This is a genomic window from Rhodococcus sp. IEGM 27 (assembly GCF_033142305.1).
Classification (GTDB): Bacteria; Actinomycetota; Actinomycetes; order Mycobacteriales; family Mycobacteriaceae; genus Rhodococcus_F; species Rhodococcus_F oxybenzonivorans.
Map to the genome: position 1 here is coordinate 77,730 of NZ_JAWLSG010000013.1, position 26,818 is coordinate 104,547.

Sequence of the window (26,818 nt, forward strand, 5' to 3'; positions counted from 1 at the left end):
GCGCGCGCTGATCCTGTCGGGGATCCGTTTCCGAAGGGAAAGACAGTGGCACCCGCCAAATCGCAGAAAACGGTCAGTTCGGGTCCGGGTCACGCGGAACCGTTTCCCCTGTCGGCAGCGCAACGGGCCACCTGGTTCGCTCAGCAACTCGAACCCGGGGTCCCGATCTTCATCGCCCAGTACGTCGAATTCGCGGGCGCCCTCGACGTCGACCTGCTCCGGCGGGAGACGGTCGAGGCGGCTCGCGAGTTCGAGTCGCCGTTGCTCAAGGTCGACGACATCGACGGTCAGCCGCTGCAGTACGTCGACCATGCGACCGACACGTCGATCGCCTACCTCGACTTCCGTGGCGAAGACAATCCGGAGGCGGCGGCGCACGACTGGATGGAACGTGACTACGTCACCCCGATAGACCTGAGCACCGATCGCCTGGTGGAGACGTCCATCCTGCAGATCGGTGACACGCACTTCCTCTGGTACAGCCGGATTCACCACGTGGCGCTCGACGGATACGGTGCCATGACGATGCTGCGCCGCATCGCGCACCGCTACTCCGCGTCGGTTGCCGGTCGGGCGCCGGATGCGAACCGCGCGGTGAGTCTGCGGCAGCTGTACGACCTCGACAACCGGTACCGCACGTCCGACCGATTCGTCAGCGACCGGGAGTACTGGGCGCAGCGGGTGGCCGGGGTCGAGGGGACCACCCTGGCTCGCACGACGGGACACGTGTCGGCCACCAGCACGGTCGAGAGCGCCTCGCTGTCCGAGGCCGTGGTGGCGGTGCTCGATTCCCGCGACAGCCTGTCGGCGGCCATCCTCATCGCGGCTGCCGCCTGCTATTTGTCGCGGCGTACCGGCCGGACCGATGTGCTGGTGACCATCCCGGTGTCGGCGCGGACCACAGCGGTGCTGCGCAATTCCGGCGGGATGCTGGTCAACGTGGCGCCGTTGCCGGTCAGTGTCCGCGGGGAGGACACCGTCGGCGAGCTCGTCGAACGGGTGCAGCGCGAATTGGTGGGCGCGTTGCGGCATCAGCGGTGCAGTCTCGACGACATCCGCCGCGATGCCGGTGACAAGGCGGCGGAGCTGTACGGGCCCATGGTGAACGTCATGCTGTTCCGTCAGGAGGTGGCGTTGGGCCCCCTCACGGGGGATTTCCACATCGTCACGTCCGGGCCGGTGGAAGACCTGCTGATCAACGTGTACCAGAGCGGGACCCCGACCAAGATCTTCGTCGACTTCCGGGCCAACCCCAGCCGTTACGAGCGAACCGAGCTGCGGGAGCATCATCGTCAGTTCCTGGAGCTGCTCGAGGAACTCGCCACCGCCGATCCGCAGTCGCGGGTGGACAGTGTTCACCGAATCAGTGCCCGCACCGGTGAGCGCCTGCTGCGCGACGCGGCGGAAGTGGAGTACTGGCGCAGGCAGCTGGGTGGGCTGCCCGACCTGCTGCCGTTGCCCAGTGACCGGCCACGGCCCGCGCAGCTGTCGCAGGCGAGTGATCGAGTGTCCGTGATGCTGACGGGTGCGCTGCACCGACGTGTCGCCGGACTCGCCGCGGCCGCGGGCACCACCACCCGCACGGTGTTCCTCGCGGCTCTGTCGGTTCTGCTCGGCCGGGTCACCGGCAGCGAGGACCTCGCCGTGGGAATCCCGGTGGACGTGAGCGAGCGCACCGATGTCGTCGTGGTCCGGACCCGGTACGCGGGCGAGGCGTCGTTCCGGGACTTCCTGCATCAGGTCCGGGACGTCGCCGCCGAGGCGACGGCACACACCGAGGTCCCGTTCCAGCGTCTGGTGCGGGAACTCGACATCTCGGTGTCGGATGCGTACGCGCCGATCTTCCAGGTGCTCCTCGACACCCGGGAAGACAGCGCGCGCAGTGCGCCCGTCGCCGGCCTCGATCTGTGCGCGTCGGTCACCGAGGCGATCGACGAGTCGGGTGAACCGGCAGGCGTCACCGTCGAATTCGGCTTTGCCGCGGACCTGTTCGACCCTCACACCATTCGCATCGCGGCCGAACGCTTCGGCCGCATCCTCGACGCGGTGGCCGCGGACCCGGACGTTCCGATCGGCGACATCGCCATCCTGTCCGACCAGGAACGTGCCGCGCTGACTCCGGTGCGCGGCATACCCGGCCGGTCCGAGCGAACCCTGCCCACCCTGTTGGCAGACGCTGCGGCGCTCGATCCGGCGGCGACGGCTCTGTACCAGCAGGGCGAGGAGGTGTCCTATCGGGAATTGGACAGCTGGTCGACCCGGGTCGCGCGAATGCTGATCGATCGTGGGGTGGGCCCGGAGTCGTTCGTGGCGACGGCATTGCCGCGGTCGTTCCGGTCGGTGGCCTCGGTATGGGCGGTCACCAAGACGGGTGCGGCGTTCGTGCCGGTGGACCCGAACTATCCCGCCGACCGAATCAACTACATGCTCGACGACTCCGGTGCGGTGGTCGGTCTGACGGAAGAAGCACTGCGTGAGCGGTTGCCCGACTCGATCCCGTGGCTGGCGCTCGACGATCCCGATTTCCGGTCCGAGTGCGCCGCCCGGTCCGACGCGCCGCTGACCGAGGCAGACCTCAATGGGCCGGTGTCGCTCGACAGCGCCGCGTACCTGATCTACACGTCGGGCTCCACGGGGCGGCCCAAAGGCGTGGTCATCACGCACCGTGGTCTGGACTCCTTCGCGGTCGACCAACGGGAGCGGTTCGGCGCCACGAGATCGTCTCGCACGCTGCACTTCTCGACGCCCAGTTTCGACGCGTCCGTGTTCGAGTACCTGCAGGCATTCGGGGTGGGGGCGACGATGGTGATCGTGCCGCCGACCACCTACGGGGGCACGGAGATCGCCGATGTACTGCGATCGGAGCGTGTCACCCACGGCTTCATCACCACGGCGGCGCTCAGTACGATTCCGCCGGATTCGCTCGGCGACTTCCTCGACGTCGTCGTGGGCGGGGAGGCCTGCCCGCCCGAACTGGTGGCCCGGTGGGCGCCGGGCCGCCGGTTGCACAACGCGTACGGCCCCACCGAGACCACCGTGATGGCGAACATCAGTGCGCCGATGACACCCGGCGGCCCGATCACCCTGGGTGGGCCGATCCGCGGCACCCAGCAGGTGGTCCTGGACGCTCGGCTGCATCCGGTACCCGTCGGCGCGCCGGGCGAGTTGTACATCGCCGGTGCCGGCGTGGCCAGGGGTTATCACGGACGGCCCGCGCTCACCGCTGTGCGGTTCGTCGCCGACCCGTACGGCCCCGGGCGGATGTACCGCACCGGCGACGTAGTGCGATGGCGACCCGACTACACGCTGGAATATCTGCGGCGCAGCGACTTCCAGGTGAAGGTTCGAGGATTCCGGATCGAGCTCGGCGAGATCGATGCCTTACTGCAGGCGCATCAGGACGTGCGGTTCGCGGTCACGATCGGGCGGCCGGGCCCGTCCGGGGACACCGTGCTGGTGTCCTACGTCGTGCCGGCGGCCGGCAGGCCGATCCAGACCGCCGAACTGTTGCGGCAGGTGCGGAATCGGTTGCCGGCGTACATGGTGCCCGCGGTCATCATGGTACTGGACGACATCCCGTTGAACCCGGTCGGGAAGGTGGACCGGGCAGCATTGCCGGAACCGAAGTTCTTGTCCGCCGCCGCGGAGTTCCGGGCGCCTGCCGATCCGGTGGAGGAGTCGATCGTCGAGGTCTTCACGGAGATTCTCGGTGTCGAGCGGATCAGCGTCGACGACAGTTTCTTCGACCTCGGCGGCAACTCGCTGGTTGCGACGCGGGTGATCGCGCGAATCAATGCCGCTTTGGGATCGGACGTGGGCGTGCGTGCCCTGTTCGATGCACCCACCGCCGAACTGCTGGCCGCGCATATCCGGCGTGCGGGAATGGAACTCGCGGATCGCCGGCCTCTCGTTCGGGGTGAGCGGCCCGACCGGATTCCGCTGTCACTGGCGCAGCAGCGGATGTGGTTCCTCAATCAGTTCGACACGGGTTCGGTGGCTTACAACATTCCGATGGCGGTGCGGCTCCTCGGTCCGCTCGACTCGGACACCTTGAGGGACGCGGTCGGTGACGTGATCGAGCGGCACGAAGCGCTGCGCACCAAGTACCCCGCGTCGGCGGACGGCCCGTATCAGGAGATCGTCGACGCAGCACAGGTTGTTCCCGACCTCACCCCGCGGGTCGACGGCGACGAATCACTGAACGAGCGGATCGAAACGCTTCTCGCCGTGGGGTTCGACGTCAGCCGGGCCGTGCCGCTGCGCGCCGCGCTGCTGTGGATCGGCCCGGACGAACACGTGCTCGTCATGGTGGTGCACCACATCTCGGCCGACGGCGCGTCGCTCGCACCGCTGGCCCGCGATCTCATGGTGGCGTATTCCGCCCGGAGGGCGGGTGCCCGGCCCAACTGGGAACCGTTGCCGGTGCAGTACGCCGACTACAGCGTGTGGCAGCGTGCGCTTCTCGGTAGCCCCGAGGATTCCGGCAGTCTCATGTCCCGGCAACTCGGGTATTGGCGGGATACATTGGCGGAACTGCCCGAGGTCACCGATCTGCCGCTCGACCGGAACCGGCCCGCCGCACGGTCACTTCAGGGTCGATGCGCGTCGTTCCCCATCGACGCCGGTCTGCACCGGCAACTGCTTCTGCTTGCGCGCGAGCACAATGCGACGCTGTTCATGGTGATGCACGCGGCCTTCGCCGTGTTGCTGTCACGCATGTCGGGATCGGGCGACGTGGCCGTGGGCACACCGATCGCGGGGCGCGGTGAGGCGGCGCTGGACGACCTGGTGGGGATGTTCGTCAACACGCTGGTGCTCCGGACCCGGGTCCGGCCGGACGCCTCCTTCATCGACGTGCTCGCCCAGGCCCGTGACACGGACCTCGCTGCGTTCGGGCATACCGATGTGCCCTTCGAGAGCGTCGTCGACGAGCTAGCTCCGGTGCGTTCGACGTCGTATTCACCGCTGTTCCAGGTTTTGCTGGAGTTCCAGAACACGGTGCGAGCGCACCTCGAGCTGCCCGGCCTGACCGTCGAAGCGGTGGACGTCGACCCGGGTGTCGCCAAATTCGACCTGCAACTCTCTCTGGCGGAGCAGTACGACGACAAGGGTTCTGCGGCAGGCATGTCGGCGGGCTTTCTGTACGCCACCGATGTCTTCGACCGCGCGTCGGTGCTCAGATTCGGGGAACGGCTCCTCCGCGTACTGCGGGCGGTCGTGACGGATCCGGCCACGACGGTCGGGGACATCGATGTCATGGGCGCGGTCGAGCGCGGCCTCGTGCTGGACCAGTGGAATCACGAGGGCGTCCGCGCCGGCTCGCTCACCCTCGTGGAATTGTTCGCACGCGCGGCGGCGCGGACCCCGGATGCCGTCGCGGTGGTGTGTGGCGAAGACAGGATTACCTACGCCGAACTCGAGGAACGCGCAAATCGGTTGGCCCGATTGCTGATTGCGCGTGGTGTCGGTACCGAATCGCTGGTCGCGGTGATGGTGGACAGGACACCGAACCTGCTTGTTGCGTTGCTGGCGGTGCTCGGGGCCGGCGGCGGCTACGTCCCGGTCGACGTCAGCTATCCTGCCGAGCGGGTGGCCGCGATGTTCGAGGATGCGCACCCGGTGTGTGCTGTGGTGAGTGCGGAGTTCGGGGCCCTGGCGCCGGACGGCACTGCGCTGGTGGTGATCGACGATCCGGCGACGCACCGCGCCCTGAACAGCTTCTCGGGCTTGCCCGTCACCGACTCGGACCGGTTGCGTCCGCTGCGGGCAGACGCCGTCGCCTACGTCATCTTCACGTCGGGATCGACCGGACGCCCGAAAGGTGTTCAGGTATCGCACCGCTGTGTGGTCGCGTTGCTCGCCAACACCCGGGACCTGTTCGGGTTCGACTCGTCCGATGTGTGGACCCTCTTCCATTCGTACGCCTTCGACTTCTCCGTGTGGGAACTGTGGGGGGCACTAGTCCACGGTGGCCGGCTGGTCGTGGTCGACTACTTCACCGCACGGTCGCCCGATACCTTCCTCGAACTGCTGCAGCGGGAGCGGGTGACGGTGTTGAACCAGACGCCGACTGCCTTTTACCAGCTGATGGAGGCGGATCGTGCGGCGAGCGTGGTCGAGGACGCCGACGGGTCGGCTCTGTCGTTGCGATACGTGATCTTCGGTGGTGAAGCGCTCGACATCGGTCAACTCGGCCGGTGGTACTCCCGGCACGACGACCGTGCACCGGTACTCGTCAACATGTACGGCATCACCGAGACCACGGTGCACGTCAGCTTCCTCGCGCTCGATCGCGCGCTGGTGTCCGCCGCGTCCGGGTCGGTAATCGGCGGCGGGCTTCCGGGGTTGCGGGTGTATGTCCTCGACGGCCGGCTCCATCCGGTGCCGCCCGGTGTGGTCGGCGAGTTGTACGTGTCCGGCGAACAGGTGTCCCGCGGGTACGTGGGCCGATCCGAGCTGACGGCACACCGTTTCGTTGCCGACCCCTTCGCCCGCGACCGGGTGGGTGCGCGCATGTATCGTTCCGGCGACATCGTGCGGTGGGGCCCCCACGGTCGGCTCGAGTACGTGGGCCGCAGCGACTTCCAGGTACAGCTTCGCGGCTTCCGGGTCGAACTCGGCGAAGTGGAGGCGGCCCTCGCCGCGTGTGCCGGGGTGGCGCAAGCGGTGGTGGTGGTCCGCATCGACGACCGTGACGGCGATCGGTTGGTGGGGTACGTCGTTCCCGAGGCGGGCGCCGCCGTCGACCCGGCAGCGGTACTCGATGCGGTCGGGGCGTCGGTACCCACGTACATGGTGCCGTCGGCAGTGGTGGTTCTCGACGCGCTGCCTCTGACCGTGAACGGCAAGCTGGATCGTAAAGCGCTGCCGGAACCGGACTTCGGCACGGCGACGGTCGGGTTCGTCGCTCCCCGCAACCCGGTGGAGGAGATCGTCGCCGCGGTGTTCGCCGACCTTCTCGGCATCGCGCGGGTGGGCGCGCACGACAACTTCTTCGACCTGGGCGGGAACTCGCTGACCGCCACCCGGCTGGTGGCGCGCATCAATGCCGCAGTCGGGGACCGTCTCGGCGTGCGCGACGTGTTCGACGCTCCCACAGTGGCCGGGCTCGCCGCCCGTGCCGAGGCGGGGATCGCGGTGGACCGGGCGCGGCCGACGCTGGCCCCGAGGGATCCGGCGCGCGAGGTCCCTGTGTCGCTTGCGCAGCAGCGGATGTGGTTCATCAACCAATTCGACACCGCGTCTGCGGCCTACAACGTTGCTATCGCCCTGCGGCTCGCCGGCACGCTCGATGTACCTGCCCTGCAGGCGGCGATCACCGACGTCGTCGAGCGGCACGAGTCGCTCCGCACCGTCTTTCCTCTGACCGATCGGGGGCCGCGGCAGGTGATACTGCCCGCCGCCGAGGCGGTGCCGATTCTTCATCCGGAGCCCACCACCGGCCTGGACAACCTCCGTGAGCAGGTCGACCGGTTACTGTCGACGGGGTTCGATGTGACCGTGGAAACCCCGCTACGAGCCCGGCTGTTCGAGCGGGGCGTTGCCGAACACGTGCTCGCCGTCGTGGTACACCATATCGCCGCCGACGGCTTCTCCATGGTGCCGCTGGCCCGCGACGTTCTGGCCGCGTACACCGCCAGACACCATGAGACTGCGCCGGATTGGCGCCCCCTGCCGGTTCAGTACGCCGATTACACCCTGTGGCAGCGGGACTGGCTCGGTCCCGAGAACGATCCGTCGTCGCCGCTCGCACGTCAACTCGGCTACTGGACCACCACGCTCGCCGACCTTCCGGACGTGCTGGAACTTCCCACGGACCGGCCGCGTCCGCCTGCCCGTTCTCTGCAGGGCGGCCGGGTCGAGTTCAGAATTCCTCCCGAACTCCACCAGGACATCGTGCAGGTCGCGCGCACCCACGGCTCCACCGTCTTCATGGCCCTGCACGCGGCCTTGGCGGTGTTGCTGTCGCGACTGAGCGCCTCGGACGACATCGCCGTCGGCACCCCGATCGCGGGACGAGGCGAGGCCGCGCTCGACGACGTGGTGGGAATGTTCGTGAATACCCTCGTGCTCCGCACCCGCGTCGATGCAGCCCGCACGTTCGCCGAACTCCTCACCGGGGTACGCGAGACCGACCTGGGTGCGTTCACCCATGCGGACGTCCCGTTCGAGCGGGTTGTCGAAAGCCTGCGACCCTCGCGGTCGACGGAGTATTCGCCGCTGTTCCAGGTGATGCTCGAATTCCAGAACACCGAGCGGCCCGTACTGGAACTGCCGGGATTGCACGTCGAAGCGCTGGACCTCCCCTTCGACACGATCAACTTCGACCTGCAGGTAAGCATGCGCGAGAACACCGACAGTGACGGCGCTCCCGCCGGTATCACCGCCGCGCTCGGGTACGCCACCGACATCTTCGACGAAGGCACCGTGGCCGGCTTCGCGGAGCGTCTGGTCCGGATCCTGACCGCAGTCGCGGCCGATCCCGACGTCCGGGTCGGCGACGTCGACGTGCTCGCCCCACCGGAGCGGGCCGCCCTGACCTCGGTGACCGGTGGCCCCGGCGTGCCCGCGCGCACGTTGCCCGAACTGTTGATCGACGCCGCCGCCGTGGACCCGGCCGCCGAGGCGCTGTCCTTCGAGGGGCAGCGCGTGACCTACCGTGACCTCGACGACCGGTCGAACCGGCTCGCGCGGCTCTTGATCGCACGCGGGGTGGGTCCGGAACATGTGGTTGCGCTTGCATTGTCGAGGTCGATCGAGTCGGTAGCGGCGGTGTGGGCGGTGGCGAAGTCCGGCGCCGCCTTCGTGCCGGTCGACCCGAACCATCCTGCAGAGCGCATCGAGTACATGCTCGACGACTCCGGCGCCGTGGCGGGCCTCACGACGGCCGAGCTCCGGCCGTCTCTTCCGGGTGCGCTTCCGTGGCTGGCGCTCGACGATCCCGGGATGAAGGCGGAGCTGGCGCTTCTCCCGGCGACGGTGGTGTCGGATACCGACCGGACGTCGGCCCTGCAGGTCGATCACCCAGCGTATCTGATCTACACATCGGGTTCGACCGGCAGACCGAAGGGAGTAGTGACCACACACCGCGGTCTGGCGAATTTCGCTGCTGCGCAACAGCGCACGTTCGCCACGACGTCGACGGCACGAGCGCTGCACTTCGCCTCCCCGAGCTTCGACGCCTCGATCCTCGAGCTGATGCTCGCGGTGGGGCCGGGCGCCACGATGGTGATCGCGTCGCCGTCCGTATTCGGCGGCGAGGAATTGTCGGACCTGCTGCGTCGCGAGCGGGTCACCCACTGTTTCGTGACGCCTGCGGCGCTGGCCTCTGTCGATCCTGCCGGGCTCGACGACCTGGTCTGTGTGGTCACGGGCGGCGAGGCCTGCCCACCCGAGCTGGTGGCACGCTGGGCGCCGGGCCGGAACATGTTCGACGCGTACGGGCCGACCGAGTCGACGGTGGTGTCGAGTATCAGTTCCCCGATGGTGCCGGGTGAGCCGGTGACCATCGGGGCACCCACTCTCGGCTTCGGTGAGGCCGTCCTCGACGCGCGGTTGCAGCCGGTGCCGGTGGGAATCGCGGGCGAGTTGTATCTTGCCGGTCCGGCGCTCGCGCGCGGGTATCACCGCCGCTACGCCCTCACCGCCGAACGTTTCGTCGCCAACCCGTTCGGGCCGGCCGGCAGCAGAATGTACCGGACCGGTGACCTCGTGCGGTGGATGAAGGACGGGCAACTGGAGTATCTGGGGCGCACCGACTTCCAGGTGAAGATCCGCGGCTTCCGGATCGAACTGGGCGAGGTGGCCTCGGCGTTGCTCGCACACGAGGATGTGGCGGCCGCCGTCGCGGACGTGCGGCACAGTGCAGGGTCGGCCGATCGCCTGGTCGGGTACGTGGTTCCGGTGCCCGGGGCCGTCCTCGACACGGGGGCTCTCCTCGACTTCGCCGGTGCGCGCCTGGCGTCGTACATGGTGCCTGCCGCGATCGTGGTGATCGAGGCGCTGCCGCTGACCGTTCACGGAAAGCTCGACCGGAAGGCATTGCCGGAACCGGATTTCGGTGCTGTCGTCACCGGCGGCCGGGCGCCCGGCACGGGGACGGAGGAACTGCTTGCCGCGTTGTTCCGGGACGTGCTGGGACTGGAGTCGGTGGGGGTGGAGGACTCGTTCTTCGCGCTGGGCGGCGACAGCATCATGTCCATCCAGTTGGTGGCGCGGGCGAAGGCGGCGGGTCTGATCCTCTCGCCGCGTGATGTCTTCGAGCGCCGCACCGTGGCGGGCCTTGCTGAGGCGGCCCACCGCGAGCGGCCAGATTCCGTTGTCCTCGAGGAACTTCCCGGTGGCGGTGTCGGCGCGGTACCGCCGACCCCAGTCGTCGCGTGGATGCTCGACCGCAGCGGGGGCAAACTGAACCGCTTCTCCCAGGCGGTGCTGGTGACGGCGCCCCCCGGGCTCACCCACGAGGATCTCGTCGGTGCCGTCGGCGCGGTGCTGAATCGGCACGACATGCTGCGTGCACGACTCACCCGGGACGACGGGCAGGAAGGCCTGGGCGGCCAGTGGGGGATGACGGTGCTGCCTTCGGGGGCCGTGTCCCCGGAAGCGGTGATCCACCGGGTACCCGTCACCTCACTCGACGGCGAGAAGTTCGCCGCGATCGCGGCCGCCGAACTCGACGCGGCGGCGGACCGGCTGGATCCGGCCACCGCCAGCATGGTGCAGGTGCTGTGGTTCGACGGCCCCGACGGACTCGGACGTCTGCTGCTGGTCGCCCATCACCTGGTGGTCGACGGGGTGTCGTGGCGCATCCTGATCACCGATCTGGCTGCGGCGCACGCACGCATCGCCGAAGGCTTCACCGCGGCGTTGCCGGGCATCGGCACGTCGATGCGGAGATGGGCGCACGGACTGGTGGACGCCGCGGAACGACGACGCGACGAAGTCGAGCTGTGGCGAGCGATGCTCGACGGCGCCGACCCACTCCTCGGCTCCCGGCCGCTGGATCCGGCGATCGACGTCGACACTGCACAGGGCAGTATCACCGTCGAGGTTCCGCCGAGGGTGACGGGCGCCCTGCTCACCACTCTTCCCGCGGCGTTCCACGGCACCGTCGGTGACGGCCTTCTCACCGCGCTGGCGCTGGCCATGATCCGTTGGCGTCGGCAGCGCGGTGTCGACACGACCGATGCCCTGATCAATCTCGAAGGCCACGGTCGTGAGGACCATGTCGTCCCCGGTGCCGACCTGTCCCGGACCGTCGGCTGGTTCACCAGCCTGTTTCCCGCACGTCTCGACCTCACCGGTATCGATGTCGATGCCGTCCTCGCGGGCGGTGCCGCTGCCGGAACCGCGATCAAGACGGTCAAGGAACAACTCCTCGCGATTCCCGACCACGGGATCGGGTTCGGGCTGCTCCGGTACCTGTACCCGGAGACCGGGGAGATGCTCCGCCGGTTCCCGCCGCCGCAGGTGAGCTTCAACTACCTCGGCCGGGTGGCGACCAGCGCGGGTGACGTGCCCTGGCTTCCCGTCGAGGGCAGCTCCGATCTCGGGGGAACACAGAACCCCGACATGCCGGTGGCGTGGGTCGTGGATGTCAACGCCGCGACGACCGTCCGGGACGGCGACCCCGTCCTCACGGCAACGTGGACGTTCCCGACCGGTGTGCTCCGCAGTACGGACGTGGAAGAGCTCGCCGACCTCTGGATTCGCACCCTCACCCTGCTGGCCGAACACGCGAACCGGCCCGACGCCGGCGGCCTGACGCCCTCCGATCTCGATCTGGTGTCCGTCGGGCAGGCGGACATCGACCGCCTGGAGAACACCTATCCCGCACTCGCGGACATCTGGCCGCTGTCGCCGTTGCAGGCGGGCCTGCTGTTCCATGCCCAGTTGTCCGAGGAACACGTCGACGCCTACATGGTCCAGTTGGTGCTCGACCTGCACGGCGTCGTCGACGCCGCCCGCCTACGCCGTGCCGCGCAAGGCCTGCTCGACCGGCATTCCAACCTGCGAGTGGCATTCGCCGAGACCAGCACGGGACCGGTGCAGGTAGTCCTCGCATCCGTCACGGCGCCGTGGTCACACATCGACCTGTCCGGGCAGCCGAACTCCCGGATCACCGCCGAAGTTGCGGCGGCGATGGCCATGGACCGCGCACTCCCGTTCGACATGGCCGCGGCTCCGCTGCTGCGATTCACGCTGCTGCACACCGCACCCGGGCGTTACCGACTGGTGCTCACGCACCACCACATCCTTCTCGACGGCTGGTCGACGCCCTTGGTGATCAAGGACCTGCTCGTCCTGTACGCCACCGCGGGCGACACCACCGCGCTCCCGGCGGTCACCTCCTACCGTGACTACCTGCATTGGATTGCGACACAGGATTCCGAACGGTCCACCGGCGCCTGGGTGTCCGCACTCGCCGGCGCGGACGAGCCGACCATCGTGGCACCCGCCGCGCGCGGCGAGCCGAGCTTCGCCGACCCGGAGGACGTGCGCCTGGACGTGGGAGACGAGAAGACCCGGGTGCTCGAGGCACTCGCCCGCGCGCGCGGTCTCACGACCAACACGCTTGTGCAGGTCGCCTGGGGGCTGGTACTCGCGACGCTGAGCACCCGCGAGGACGTCACGTTCGGAGCCACGGTGTCCGGACGTCCGCCCGCGATCGCCGGGATCGAGTCGATGGTCGGCCTGTTCATCAACACCGTGCCCGTCCGGCTGCGCCTGCGCCGCGAGGAGACACTCGCCGAAATCCTCGAACGGTTCCAGGCCGAACAGTCCGCCCTCCTCGACCACCACTACGTGGGCCTGACAGAAATCCAGCGCGCCGCAGGAGACGGTGCCGTCTTCGACACGTTGACCGTGTTCGAGTCGTACCCGGTGGACCGGATGGGGCTGTCGGAGAACACGGACATCGACGGCATGCGGCTCGCGGGGGTCGAGGGGATCGACGCCACCCACTATCCCCTCACCCTGATCGCGCACGTGGACACGGGACTGCACCTGCGACTGCGATACCAGCCGGCCGTGATCGACAGCGAGTTCGCCGAGTCGGTGGCGGCCCGGGTCGCCCGGGTCCTGCAGATCATGCTGTCGGACATCGACATTCCGCTCGCCCGGCTCACCCTGCTGTCGGAGGCGGAACTGCAGGAATACACCGCCGTGTCCGGCGCACCGTCCGGTGCACCACGCACGCTGCCCGAGTTGCTCACCCAGTCGGCCGGAGAGCGTCCCGGCGCCGCCGCTCTCCTCTTCGAGGGACGGGAGACGAGTTACCGCGAACTCGACGAGCGATCCAACGCCCTGGCTCGCGTGCTGATCGGGCGGGGCGCCGGACCGGAAACGTTCGTGGCACTCGGCCTTCCGCGCTCACCGGAGTCGGTGCTGTCGGTGTGGTCGGTCACCAAGGCTGGTGCTGCGTTCGTGCCGGTGGACCCGAACTATCCCGCCGACCGCATCGAGCACATGCTCGCCGACTCCGGTGCGGCGCTCGGGGTGACGACCTCCGCGTACCGGCACCGCCTACCCGATTCGGTGCCGTGGCTGGTGCTCGACGACCCGGGTGTCGACGACACTCTGGCCGCCGCGTCCTGCGCTCGCGTCACCGATGTCGATCGCCGTTCGCTGCTGCTCGTCGACCACGCCGCGTACGCGATCTATACGTCCGGCTCGACCGGCCGACCGAAAGGTGTCGTCGTCACCCACCGCGGACTGGCGAATCTTCTCGCCGAGCAGAGCGCGCACTACGTCATCTCCCGTGAGGCGCGCTGCCTCCACATCTGTTCTCCCAGTTTCGATGTGGCCATCCTCGAGCTGATCCAGTCGTGCGCCGCCGGGGCGACGCTGGTCATCGCGCCACCCGGAATCTACGGCGGTGCGGAACTCGCGGCGCTGCTGCGGCGCGAACGCGTCACCCACGCCTGCATCACTCCGGCGGTACTCGCCACAGTGGACCGCGACGGCATCGAGCATCTCGAGGTGCTCGTGGTGGCCGGCGATGCGGTCGGTGACGAACTGGTGGCCAACTGGGGTGTGGGCCGGGCCATGTTCAACGGGTACGGACCCACCGAGGCCACAATTCTCACCACGTTGAGCCGGCCGATGATCCCGGGTGAGCCGGTCACGATCGGCAGCCCGGTGCGCGGCATCACCCTGTCCGTTCTCGACCCGCGGCTGCAGCCGGTGCCGGCCGGGGTGCCGGGCGAACTGTACATTTCGGGACCGGCCCTGGCCCGCGGGTACCACCGTCGTCCGTCGCTCACCGCCGAACGGTTCGTTGCCAATCCCCACGGTTCCGGCCGGATGTACCGTACCGGTGATGTCGTGCGGTGGCGCCATGACCACACCCTGGAGTATCTCGGGCGCAGCGACTTCCAGGTCAAGATTCGCGGACAGCGGGTCGAGCTCGGAGAGATCGACTCCGTCCTCACCACCCACCCGAATCTGGACTTCGCCGCCACCGTGGGCAGGCCCGGCCCGCTCGGCGACATGGCGCTGGTGTCGTATGTCCTGCCGCACGACGGCGAGGAAGTGGTGGCGCCGGAGGTACTCGCGTTCGCGGGCCGCATCCTGCCCAAGTACATGGTTCCCGCCGCCGTCGTCGTACTCGACGAGATCCCTCTGACACCCGTCGGCAAACTAGACCGGAAAGCGTTGCCGGCACCCGACTTCGCGTCGACGTCCACGGGTTTCCGGGCGCCTGCCACACCGGTCGAAGAAGCTGTCGCACGGGTCTTCTCGGAGGTCCTCGGAATCGCGCGGGTCGGGGTCGACGACAGCTTCTTCGAACTGGGTGGCGATTCACTCAGCGCCACTCGCGCGGTCGCACGCATCAACGCAGCACTCGACGCCGGGATCGGGGTGGCCGCCCTGTTCGACGCACCGGTAGTGGGAGACCTCGCCGTGCGGATCGAGTCGGCGGCCACCGCGAGTGTTCCCTCGGAGGCTCTCACTGCCCGGCCGCGTCCCGAGCGGATACCGTTGTCGCTGGCGCAACAGCGCATGTGGTTCATCAACCAGTTCGACACGTCTTCGCCCGCGTACAACATTCCGATCGCACTGCGACTGACCGGTGTACTCGACCGTGCTGCCCTGCTCGCGTCGGTCGGCGACGTCGTGGAGCGGCACGAATCCCTGCGCACCGTGTTTCCCGGTTCGATCGACGGGCCGCACCAGGTCATCGTCGATCCGGGGCGGGCAACCCCATCCCTGCATCCGGTGACAGTGTCCGGTGACCGTGATCTGCGGGACGCGATCGCCGCCCTGGCCGCCACCGGCTTCGACGTGACCGTCGACGTGCCCTTCCGGGCAACTCTTTTCGAGATCGACGCCGAGTCACACGTCCTCGCCATCGTGGTCCATCACATCGCGGCCGACGGGTTCTCGATGATGCCGCTGGCCCGCGACATCATGCTCGCGTACACCGCCAGAACCATGGGGGAGACACCCGCGTGGACTCCGCTGCCGGTGCAGTACGCCGACTTCAGCGCGTGGCAACGGAGCGTTCTCGGCACCGAGGAGGACCCCGATTCCGTCGTGTCGAGACAACTCGGGTACTGGATCCGCACTCTGTCCGGGATACCGGAGGTGCTGCAGATCCCGCTGGACCGGCCGCGCCCGGCCCAGCGCTCGTACCGCGGCGACGTCGTGGAGTTCACCGTGCCCGCGCAGCTGCACACAGCGCTGAACGAGATGGCCTCCGAGCATAATTCGACGCTGTTCATGGTGGTTCATGCGGCCCTTGCCGTGTTGCTGTCGAGGTTGTCGGGAACGGACGACGTTCCGATCGGCACACCGGTCGCCGGCCGGGGGCAGGCGGTACTCGACGACGTCGTGGGCATGTTCGTCAACACCCTGGTTCTCCGGACTCCGGTGGACGGCGGGGCATCTTTCTCCGAGGTGCTGACCGCGGTGCGGTCGGTGGACCTCGGTGCATTCGAGCACGCCGACATCCCGTTCGAGCGGTTGGTCGATCAGCTCGCCCCCGAGCGGTCGACCGCTCACGCCCCGCTGTTCCAGGTACTCATCGAGTTCCGCAACGCCACTGGCACCCGCCTCGAGCTGCCCGGCCTCGTCGTCGACTCGCTCGAGGTCGATCTCGGCGTCGCGAAGTTCGACCTCGAACTGAGCCTCGCCGAACACGTCGACGAGGACGGCGCCCCCGCCGGAATCGGCGCGGGTCTCCGATACGCCACCGACGTGCTCGATCGCGCATCCGTCCTCCGTCTCGGGGAGCGCTTCGTGCGTCTACTCGAATCGGTGACCTCCGACGCGTACACGCCCGTCGGGGACATCGACATCCTCGACCCCGGCGAACGCGACCGCCTCCTGCCGGTCGCCGCCCCTGCCGCGTCCGAGCCGGTGGCGACGCTGCCGGAGCTCTTCGCCCGTGCCGCGGAACGGAACCTCGCAGCGACAGCCGTCGTGTACGAGGGCGCTTCGCTCACGTACCGAGAACTCGACGCGAGGTCGAACCGCCTCGCACGGCTCCTGATCGCCCGAGGCGCAGGCCCCGAATCGCTGGTAGCGGTGGCCGCAGCACGATCCCTCGATCTCGTGGTGGCGTTGCTTGCGGTGGTGAAGTCGGGCGCAGGATATGTTCCGGTTGACGTCACGTACCCGGCCGAGCGGCTGGCTTTCCTGTTCGCCGACGCACGGCCGGTGTGCGTGCTGACCACCGAGGCAGAAGCTGAATCGGTACGCGCGCAGGGCTTTCCGACCATCGCTGTGGACAGCCCCGACGTTGTGGCCGAACTGGGTGGTGTGTCGGCCCAGCCGGTGTCCGACGCGGAACGGACCGGACCCCTGCACCCGGATACCGTCGCGTACGTCATCTACACGTCGGGGTCGACGGGGCAACCGAAAGGCGTTCAGGTATCACACCGCAACGTCGGCACCCTCTTTGCACACACTCGGGCGCTCTTCGAGTTCGACGCCTCCGACGTGTGGACCATGTTCCACTCTGCTGCGTTCGATTTCTCCGTCTGGGAGCTGTGGGGGGCACTCCTCCACGGCGGACGGCTCGTGGTGGTCGACTACTTCACCACGAGGACACCCGACACGTTCCTGCGATTACTCCGCGATGAGCGGGTGACCGTGCTGAACCAGACACCTACCGCCTTCTACCAACTGGCGGAGGAGGACCGGGTGGCCGGCAGCACCGAGTTGGCATTGCGTTACGTCATCTTCGGCGGTGAAGCCCTCGACCTGGCGCAACTGATCCGCTGGTACAGCCGGCACGAGGACTCGGCGCCGACGTTGGTCAACATGTACGGCATCACGGAGACGACGGTGCATGTCAGTCACCTGCCGATGACCGAGGCGCTGGCCGCCGGGGCCTCGGCGTCCGTCATCGGGCGGGCACTTCCGGGACTGCGCGTGTACGTGCTCGACGGGCGACTCCACCCTGTGGCGCCGGGAGTGGTGGGGGAGCTCTACGTGTCGGGCGCGCAGGTCTCGCGTGGATACCTCGGCCGGTTCGCCCTCACCTCCACCCGGTTCGTCGCAGATCCGTACGTGCCGGGTTCCCGGATGTACCGGTCGGGCGACCTGGGTCGGTGGAATGCGGACGGGCAGCTGGAGTACCTCGGCCGCAACGACTTCCAGGTTCAGGTGAAGGGCTTCCGGATCGAGCTCGGTGAGGTGGAATCCGCGCTCCTCGCCTGCGAAGGGGTGGCGCAGTCGGTCGTGTTGTCGCGCCGTGAACGATTGGTGGGATACGTCGTACCCGAGGCAGGCCGGTCGCTGGACACATCGTGGATCATCGAAACGCTGGGCCGCAGGCTGGCCGCGCACATGGTTCCTGCCGCCGTGGTGGTGCTCGAGAGCCTGCCGCTCACGGTGAACGGAAAGCTCGACCGGCGTGCGCTGCCCGATCCCGACTTCGGGCGGCAGGTGTCGATCGGGCGTGTTCCGGCAACCGAGACGGAACGCATACTCGCAGATCTGTTCGCCGAGGTGCTGGGCCTCGAGTCGGTCGGCGTCGACGACTCGTTCTTCGCCGTCGGCGGCGACTCCATCATGTCGATCCAGCTCGTCACCCGGGCGAAGGCGTCCGGGGTGGGCATCACCCCGCGGGACGTGTTCGAGCGCAAAACCGTGGCCGCCCTCGCCGAGATCGCCACGGCGGGAGAGCAGGCGGTCACCCTCGACGAGTTGCCCGGGGGAGGTGTCGGCGAGGTTCCCCTCACGCCGATCGTGCAGTGGATGCTGGGCAGGGGAGGAGACTTCCGCCGGTACTCGCAGGCCGCACTGTTCACCACCCCCGCCGACCTGGACGCAGCCACGCTGACGGCGGCCCTGCAGGCGGTCCTCGACCGTCACGACATACTGCGGGCTCGGCTGTCCCGAAGCGAACGGGCGGAGCACGGTTGGTCGATGGCGGTGCAGCCGACCGGCTGGATGCGGGCCACCGCGGTCGTGCGCACGGTGCCCCTCGACGTCCCGGACACCGACCGAGGACACGAGACGTTCGGTGACATCGCTGCGCGGGAACTCGACGCGGCCACCGACCGGCTCGACCCGGAGTCGGGCGTGATGGTTCAGGTGGTGTTGTTCGAGAGCGCGGCCACCCCCCGGACCGCCGGACGGCTGTTGATCGTCGCCCATCACGTCGTCGTCGACGGGGTGTCGTGGCGGATCCTGATCCCCGACCTCGCCACGGCGTGCGCCCAGGTCCAGTCGGGGGTGTCGCCGGCCCTGCCCCCCGTCGGAACGTCGATGCGCCGGTGGGCGCACGGACTTGCCGACGCAGCGCTGGAACCCAGCCGCACCGAGGAACTCGCGTTGTGGCGAGGGATGCTCGGCGCACCGGACCCCCTCCTCGGCTCCCGAACCCTCACCGCATCCGACATCCGGACCGCCGAGGTCGAGGTCCGGGTGCCGGTGGACGTGACCGAGGCGCTGCTGACCACCGTCCCGCAGGCTTTCCACGGCAGCGTGGGGGACGGCTTGCTGACGGCCCTGACCCTGGCGCTGGTGCGATGGCGGCGGGCACGCGGAATCGAATCCGAGGGCGCCCTCGTCACTCTCGAAGGACACGGACGTGAGGAGCAGGTGGTACCGGGGGCGGATCTCGCCCGGACGGTGGGCTGGTTCACCAGCATCTTCCCCGTCCGGCTCGACCTCACCGGGGTGGACGTGGACGACGCCTTCGCTGGGGGCCCGGCGGCGGCGGTCGCCCTCAAGACCGTGAAGGAGCAACTGCACGCCATCCCCGACCACGGCATCGGTTTCGGCCTTCTGCGGTATCTCAATCCCGAGACGGCGCTCCCGCTGTCGGCTCTGCCTTCACCGCAGCTGAGCTTCAACTACCTCGGCAGGCTCGGTGCCGCCGCCTCCGAGGACGGCGATTGGATGCCGATTTCCGAGGCCGGACTGGCCGAGGCCGCACACACGGGTCTGCCCGTGCCTGCTGCCGTCGACGTGAACGCCAGAACCACCGACTCCGGCGCGGGCCCCGAACTGGCCGCCACGTGGGCGTTCCCGCTCGGGGTGCTCACCACCGCGGATGTCGGTGAGCTGGCGCAGCTGTGGGTGTCGGCCCTCGCCGCCCTGACCACGCAGGTGAAGTCCGGTGGCGGCGGTTTCACCCCGTCCGATTTGAACCTGGTCCCTCTCGATCAGGGTGCGATCGACGACCTGGAGCGGCGTTACCCGTCGATGGTCGACGTGTGGCCGCTGTCGCCGTTGCAGGCGGGCATGTTGTTCCATGCGGAACTCGCCGACGAGTCGGTGGATGCCTACCTCGTCCAACTGAGCCTCGAACTCGGCGGCCACGTGGACGCGTCCCGGCTGCACCGGGCGGCCGCCGCACTCCTCGAGCGGCACCCCAATGTGCGCACCGCCTTCGTCCACGACACCGAAGGGCGGGCCGTCCAGGTCGTGGAACGCGGAGTGACGGTGCCGTGGCGGGAGATCGATCTGAGTACGTTCGGTGACGAGGGGGCCGTCGTCGAACTCGAGCGGCTGCTCGCGGCCGACCGGACCACCCCGTTCGACATGGCGACGGCCCCGCTGATCCGGTTCCTGCTCGTGACCATGCCGGGCGGTCGATACCGGCTGGTGTCGACGAACCATCACATCCTCCTCGACGGCTGGTCGATGCCGTTGCTGATCCGGGAACTGCTCACGCTGTATGCCACGGACGCCGACCTGTCACCGTTGCCGCGGGTGCGCGACTATCGCGACTACCTGGCGTGGATGACCGGACGTGACCCCGACGCATCGGCCCGGGCGTGGGCAAATGCCCTTGCCGGCGTGGAGGAACCGACGTTGCTCGTCCCCGGGGACCGGGCCCGGCGCCTGTCCACCGTGTCGCGGGAGTGGGTGTTCGACCTCGACGAGGACCGGACCGACCGGTTGCGCGAGTTCGCGCGTTCGCGGGGGTTGACCCTCAACAGCATCGTGCAGACCGCCTGGGCAATCGTGCTCGGGATGCTCACCGGACGGGACGACGTCGTGTTCGGCGCGACCGTGTCCGGGCGGCCGCCGGAGCTGTCCGGCATCGAGACGATGATCGGCCTGTTCATCAACACCGTCCCGGTGCGGGTGACGTTGCGCCCCGACGACACGTTGGGCGCGCTGCTCGAGCGGGTGCAGGCCGAACAGGCGGCCATGCTCGATCACCACTACACCGGTCTCGCGCAGATACAGGAAGTCGCGGGGGCGGGCGTGGGGTTCGACACGCTGACGGTGTTCGAGTCGTATCCGGTGGACCGCGCCGGGATGTCGGAAGACACCGATATCGCGGGCCTGCGGGTAATCGGCGTGGAGGCTGCCGACGCCGCCCACTACCCATTGAGTCTCGTCGCCTCGGCCGAGGCCAGGCTGCACCTGAAGTTCGAATACCTGCCCGACCTCTTCGACGCGCGCGCGGTCGAGAGCATCGCGGACCGGGTGGTGCGGGTGCTCGAAGCCTGCGGCGGACCCGACGTACCGCTCGCGGGACTGTCGCTGCTCACCGATCACGAGCGCGACACGTTGGTGCCGGTGCGCGGCGCGTCGGGCGTCTCCGCCCGAACGCTCGCACAACTATTCGCGGACGCGGCAGCGCAGGATCCCGATGCGGTGGCGCTCTCGTCCGGCGAGCGTGACGTGTCCTACCGGGAGCTCGACGAACTGTCGAACCGCCTCGCGCGCGTCCTCCTCTCCCGCGGCACCGGCCCCGAAATATCTGTGGCCGTCGGCATTCCGCGCTCGGTCGAGTCGATGCTGTGCCTATGGGCGGTGGCCAAGGCCGGGGCCGTCTTCGTCCCGGTCGACCCGAATTATCCCGACGAGCGCATCGCGCACATGCTCACCGATTCCGGATGCGCCCTAGGCCTGACGACCGCGGAACATCGGCCCCGGCTGCCCGGCGACACCACCTGGCTCGTTCTCGACGAACCGTCGTTCGTCGACGAGTGCGCTGCCGCGTCCGCGGTGCCGGTGACCGACACCGAACGCGCGGCTCCCGTCACCCTCGACACCGCCGCCTACCTCGTCTACACATCGGGTTCCACCGGCCTGCCCAAGGGTGTCGTGGTGTCACATCGCGGCCTCGACAACTTCGCGCGCGAACAACTCGCCCGGTACGCGGCCGGCCCGGGATCCCGGACACTGCACTTCTCGACACCGAGTTTCGACGGGGCCGCGTTCGAATACCTGCTGGCGTTCGGAGCCGGAGCGACGATGGTAATCGCGCCACCCACCACATTCGGCGGTGACGAACTCGCCGACCTCATCACACGTAGACGTGTCACCCACGCATTCGTCACCACCTCGGCGCTCGCGTCCCTCGATCCGGCTGGACTGGACCACTTCACCGACGTCACCGTCGGCGGGGAAGCCTGCCCACCCGACCTCGTGTCCCGGTGGGCGCCCGGCCGCCGGCTGTACAACGGTTACGGGCCCACCGAGACCACGATCATGTCGAACATCAGCGAGCCCCTGGTCGCCGGTGAGCGCATCACGATCGGCGGACCGATCCGCGGGGTCACCGAGCTGGTACTGGACGCCCGCTTGCAGCCGGTGCCCGTGGGTGTCCCGGGAGAGCTGTACGTGGCCGGGGCGGGTCTGGCTCGCGGTTACCACCGCCGTCCCGGGCTCACCGCCGAACGTTTCGTGGCCGACCCCGCAGGATCCGGCGAACGCATGTATCGCACCGGCGATATCGTGCGCTGGACGGCCGACCGGACCATCGAGTACGTGGGCCGTCGCGACTTCCAGGTGAAGGTTCGTGGATTCCGCATCGAGCTCGGCGAGATCGACGCCACCCTCGCGGACGAGCCGAACGTCCGGTTCGCGGTCACCGTCGCGCATCGCGGTCCCGCGGGCGACACGCTCCTCGCGTCGTACGTGGTGCCGATACCCGGCCGCCAACTCGACACTGCCGAGATCGGCCGGCACCTCGCCGAACGTCTGCCCGGCCACATGGTGCCGTCGTCGATCACGGTGCTGGAGAAGATTCCGCTCACCGCGGTCGGCAAGCTCGACCGCAGGGCCCTGCCGATACCCGATTTCGGACTTGCCGCAAGCGAATACCGCGCACCCGCGAATCCGGTCGAGGAAACGGTGGCCGACACGTTCGCCGAGGTCCTGGGCATCGACCGGGTAGGTGCGGACGACAACTTCTTCGACCTCGGCGGCAACTCCCTCAGCGCCACCCGCGCCGTGGCCCGTCTCCGCGGTGCCCTTGGCGCCGATGTCGGAGTCCGGGTGCTGTTCGAGGCGCCGACGGTCGCCGCGTTGGCCGCGCGCATCGAACACGCGGGCGCCGGCCCGTCGGGTCGCCCCGCCCTCACCGCGGGGCCGCGCCCCGACCGCATCCCGCTGTCCTACGCCCAGCAGCGCATGTGGTTCATCAACCAGTTCGATACGTCGTCGCCGGCATACAACATTCCGATGCTGGTGCGGCTCACCGGCGAACTCGACGTCGACGCACTGACTTCCGCACTCACCGACGTCGTGACCAGACACGAATCGCTGCGCACCCGCTTCCCGCTCAGGGACGGTGAACCCGTGCAGGAAATACTCGAACCGGCGGTTCCCGATCTCACCCCGATCGCCCTCACCGACGAGGCCGCGCTGGGACAGGAACTGACGCGGCTCGTGTCGACCGGCTTCGACGTCACCACCTTCCCGCCGCTGCGCATCGCCCTGTTCACTCTCGGCGGCGCCACTTCCACACTCGCCGTGGTGGTCCACCACATCTCGGCGGACGGATTCTCGATGGCGCCGCTGGTGCGCGACGTGATGATCGCCTACGAATCCCGCGTCCGGGGCGTGCCACCGGCCTGGACGCCGCTCCCGGTCCAGTACGCCGATTACACGCTGTGGCAGCGGCGACTGCTGGGCTCCGAGGACGATCCCGAGTCGTTGCTGTCGCGGCAACTCGCCTTCTGGGAGTCGAACCTGTCCGGGGTCCCCGAACTTCTCGAACTTCCGACCGATCATCACCGGCCCGCTCAGCAGTCGTTCATCGGCGACCGGGTGCGGTTCGTGGTGGATGCCCAACTGCATGAGCGCATCCGGGCAGCGGCGCGGCTGCATCACTCGACGGAGTTCATGATCGTCCACGCCGCGCTGGCCGTGCTACTCGGCCGCCTCGGCGGTACCGGGGACGTCGTGATCGGCACCCCCATCGCCGGACGTGGGGAAGCGGCACTCGACGATCTGGTGGGGATGTTCGTCGGCACGCTCGCCCTGCGCAGTACCGTCGAACCGGGGCAACCCTTCTCGGGTCTCCTCGCGCAGGTGCGGGACGCGGACCTCGCTGCGTTCGCGCATGCCGACGTTCCCTTCGAGCGCGTGGTGGACGCGGTGGGACCGGTGCGCTCTACCGCTCATTCACCGATCTTCCAGGTTTCCCTGGAGTTCCAGAACAACGAGCGCCCCGCGCTGGCGTTGCCGGGACTGCGGGTGGAGGGCCTCGACCCTGCCCTCGACGTCGTGAAGGTCGACCTCGAGGTAATTCTCGCCGAGAAATTCGACGCGGACGGCGCGGCGGAGGGGATGGACGGTGCCATCGACTTCGCCACCGACCTGTTCGACGCAAGCACGGTACAGGGCTTCGCGGAGCGGTTCGTGCGTATCCTCACCGCCGTTACGGCGGAGCCGGGAATCCCCGTCGGCGACATCGAGATACTTCGCGCCGACGAGGTCGCGGAACTGACGCCGGCCCGGGGACCGCTCGATGCGCCCGCTCTGTTGCTGCCGGACCTGCTGACTGCGGCAGCCGAGCACGACCCGGCCGCGGCAGCGATCCGTTATGAGGGTCGGTCGATGTCGTACCGCGAACTCGACGAGGCCTCGAACCGCCTGGCGCGCAGACTGATCGAGCTGGGTGTCGGACCGGGAACTTCGGTGGCCCTGAGCGTGTCGCGGTCGGTCGAGTCGGTGCTGTCGGTGTGGTCCGTCGCCCGGACCGGCGCGGCGTTCCTGCCCGTCGATCCGGGGTATCCCCTCGAGCGGATCGAGCACATGCTCGCAGACTCCGCCGCGGTGTCCGGCATCACGGTCCGCGCACATCGAGGTCGCCTGCCCGACCTGGTGACCTGGCTCGTGCTCGACGATCCGGATGAAGAGAACCGGATAGCCGTACAGTCGCCCGACCCGGTCACCGATGCTGATCGCACTGCGCCGCTGCACGAATGGCATTCCGCCTACTTGATCTACACGTCGGGCTCCACCGGAACACCGAAGGGTGTGACGGTCACCCACCGTGGCCTGGCGAATCTGGCGGCCGAGGAACGCGACGTGCTCGCCGTCACCGATCACTCCCGGGTACTGCACTTCGCCTCGCCGAGCTTCGATGCGTCGGTATTCGAATTGGTCATGGCATTCTGTGCGGGTGCCACCCTGGTGATCGCGCCGCCCACGATCTACGGCGGCACAGAACTGGCCGAACTTCTCGGCAGCGAACGAGTGTCCCACGGGTTCGTCACTCCCACGGCGCTGGCGTCGATGGGCCCCGTCGGCTTCGAATCCTTGCGCACGCTGGTCGTCGCCGGGGAAGCGTGCCCACCGGAACTCGTCGCCCGCTGGGCACCGGGCCGCCGGATGTTCAATGCCTACGGGCCCACCGAAACCACGATCATGTCGAACATCAGTGCCGCTCTGGTGCCGGGTGAGCCGATCACCCTCGGAGCTCCCACCCGGGGTGTGTCGGAGGTGGTCCTCGACTCCCGGATGCGGCCGGTTCCGGTGGGTGTGGTGGGCGAGCTCTACGTGTCGGGTCGGGCATTGGCCGCGGGCTATCATCGTCGGCCTGCGTTGACGGCGTCGCGTTTCGTGGCCGCCCCGTGGGGTGCTCCGGGGGAGCGGATGTATCGCACCGGGGACGTGGTGCGGTGGCGGCGGGACGGAACGCTCGAGTATGTGAGCCGCAGTGACTTCCAGGTGAAGATCCGCGGTTTCCGCATCGAGCCCGGAGAGATCGACGCCGCTCTCACCGATCACCCCGCGGTCGGGTATGCCGTGACGATCGGCCGGTCCGGGCCGAGTGGCGAGTCACTGCTCGTGTCCTATGTGCGCCCGGCGGGCGGCGGGAACGTCGACACCGCCGAACTGATCCGCTTCGTCGGTGAGCGGCTACCCGCCCACATGGTGCCCGCCGCCATTGTCGTGCTCGATCAAATTCCGCTGACCCCGGTGGGAAAGTTGGACCGTGCCGCCCTTCCGGCGCCGGAGTTCCTCTCCGGGCACCGCTTCCGGCTGCCCGCGAACGATCTCGAGGCGTTGGTCGTCGACGTCTTCGCCGAGATCCTCGGCGTCGACGGAATAGGTGCGGACGACAACTTCTTCGAGCGGAGCGGCAACTCACTGCTCGCCACCAAGGTGGCCGGGGAACTTCAGCAAAGACTGGACCGAAAGATCCCGTTGCAGTGGATGTTCCTCGACCCGACACCGTCCGGGATTGCCCGCCGACTCGCCCTGCCGACTGCCGCGGGAGGAGTGGAGGATGTGCTGGCGGTACTGATTCCGCTGCGCAGCGAGGGCACAGGACGCCCGCTGTTCTGCGTGCACCCCGGCATCGGACTCTCCTGGGGGTACGCCGGCCTCGTCCGTCACCTGCCCGCCGACCGCCCCGTCTACGGACTGCAATTGCCCACGATCAGCGGTGACGGCGAATACTCGTCTCTCGAGCAACTTGCGCACCGCTACGTCGAGGAAATGAAGGCAGTCCAGCCCGAGGGCCCGTACGACCTGCTCGGCTGGTCGCTCGGCGGCGTGATCGCCCACGCCATGGCCGTCGAACTACAACACGCCGGTGACGAGGTCGGGGTGCTGGCCGTGATGGACAGCTACCCCGACAACGGTGAGGACCCACTGTTCGGGAAGCTCGACATGCGCGATCTCCTACGCGGACTCGGTCTCGTCGTCGACATCGAGGGCGACCTCACCTACGAAGAAGCGGCCCGGCTGCTCAACGAATCCTGGGGAACCGACTCCGGGGTGCGAGCCGAGCATCTCGAGCGGATCAACGCCGGGTACGAGAACTCCCGGAACCTGGTCCACCGCTTCGTGCCGCAGGTGTACGACGGCAGCCTGCTCATCTTTCCGGCGACCGCCGCCGACGACACCACCACGCGACCGCGGTCGGCGCAGGAATGGCAACCCCTCGTCACCGGGAACATCGACGAGCACCCGGTGGACTGCGGCCACAACGACATGATCGAGCCGCAGTCCCTCGCCGTCATCGGACCCGTGCTGACGCGATACCTCGAAGATCGTCGGCCGCCGCCATGACCCTGCTCGCCACCTGGGCCGCCACCAACCTCGGCAACACCACAGCCGTCGATACTGCAGGTCAGCAACATGTCGACCCCTCGTCGTA

Annotated in this window: 1 protein-coding gene; it reads left to right on the plus strand. The window is 68.5% G+C overall.

The window, feature by feature from the left end:
- Positions 1–45 precede the first annotated feature (45 nt).
- The gene (locus R4P95_RS29455) at positions 46–26,730 is read left to right on the plus strand and encodes a non-ribosomal peptide synthase/polyketide synthase (protein WP_317747321.1); all 26,685 of its coding nucleotides are present in this window, start codon (positions 46–48) and stop codon (positions 26,728–26,730) included.
- The last annotated feature ends 88 nt before the right edge of the window (positions 26,731–26,818 follow it).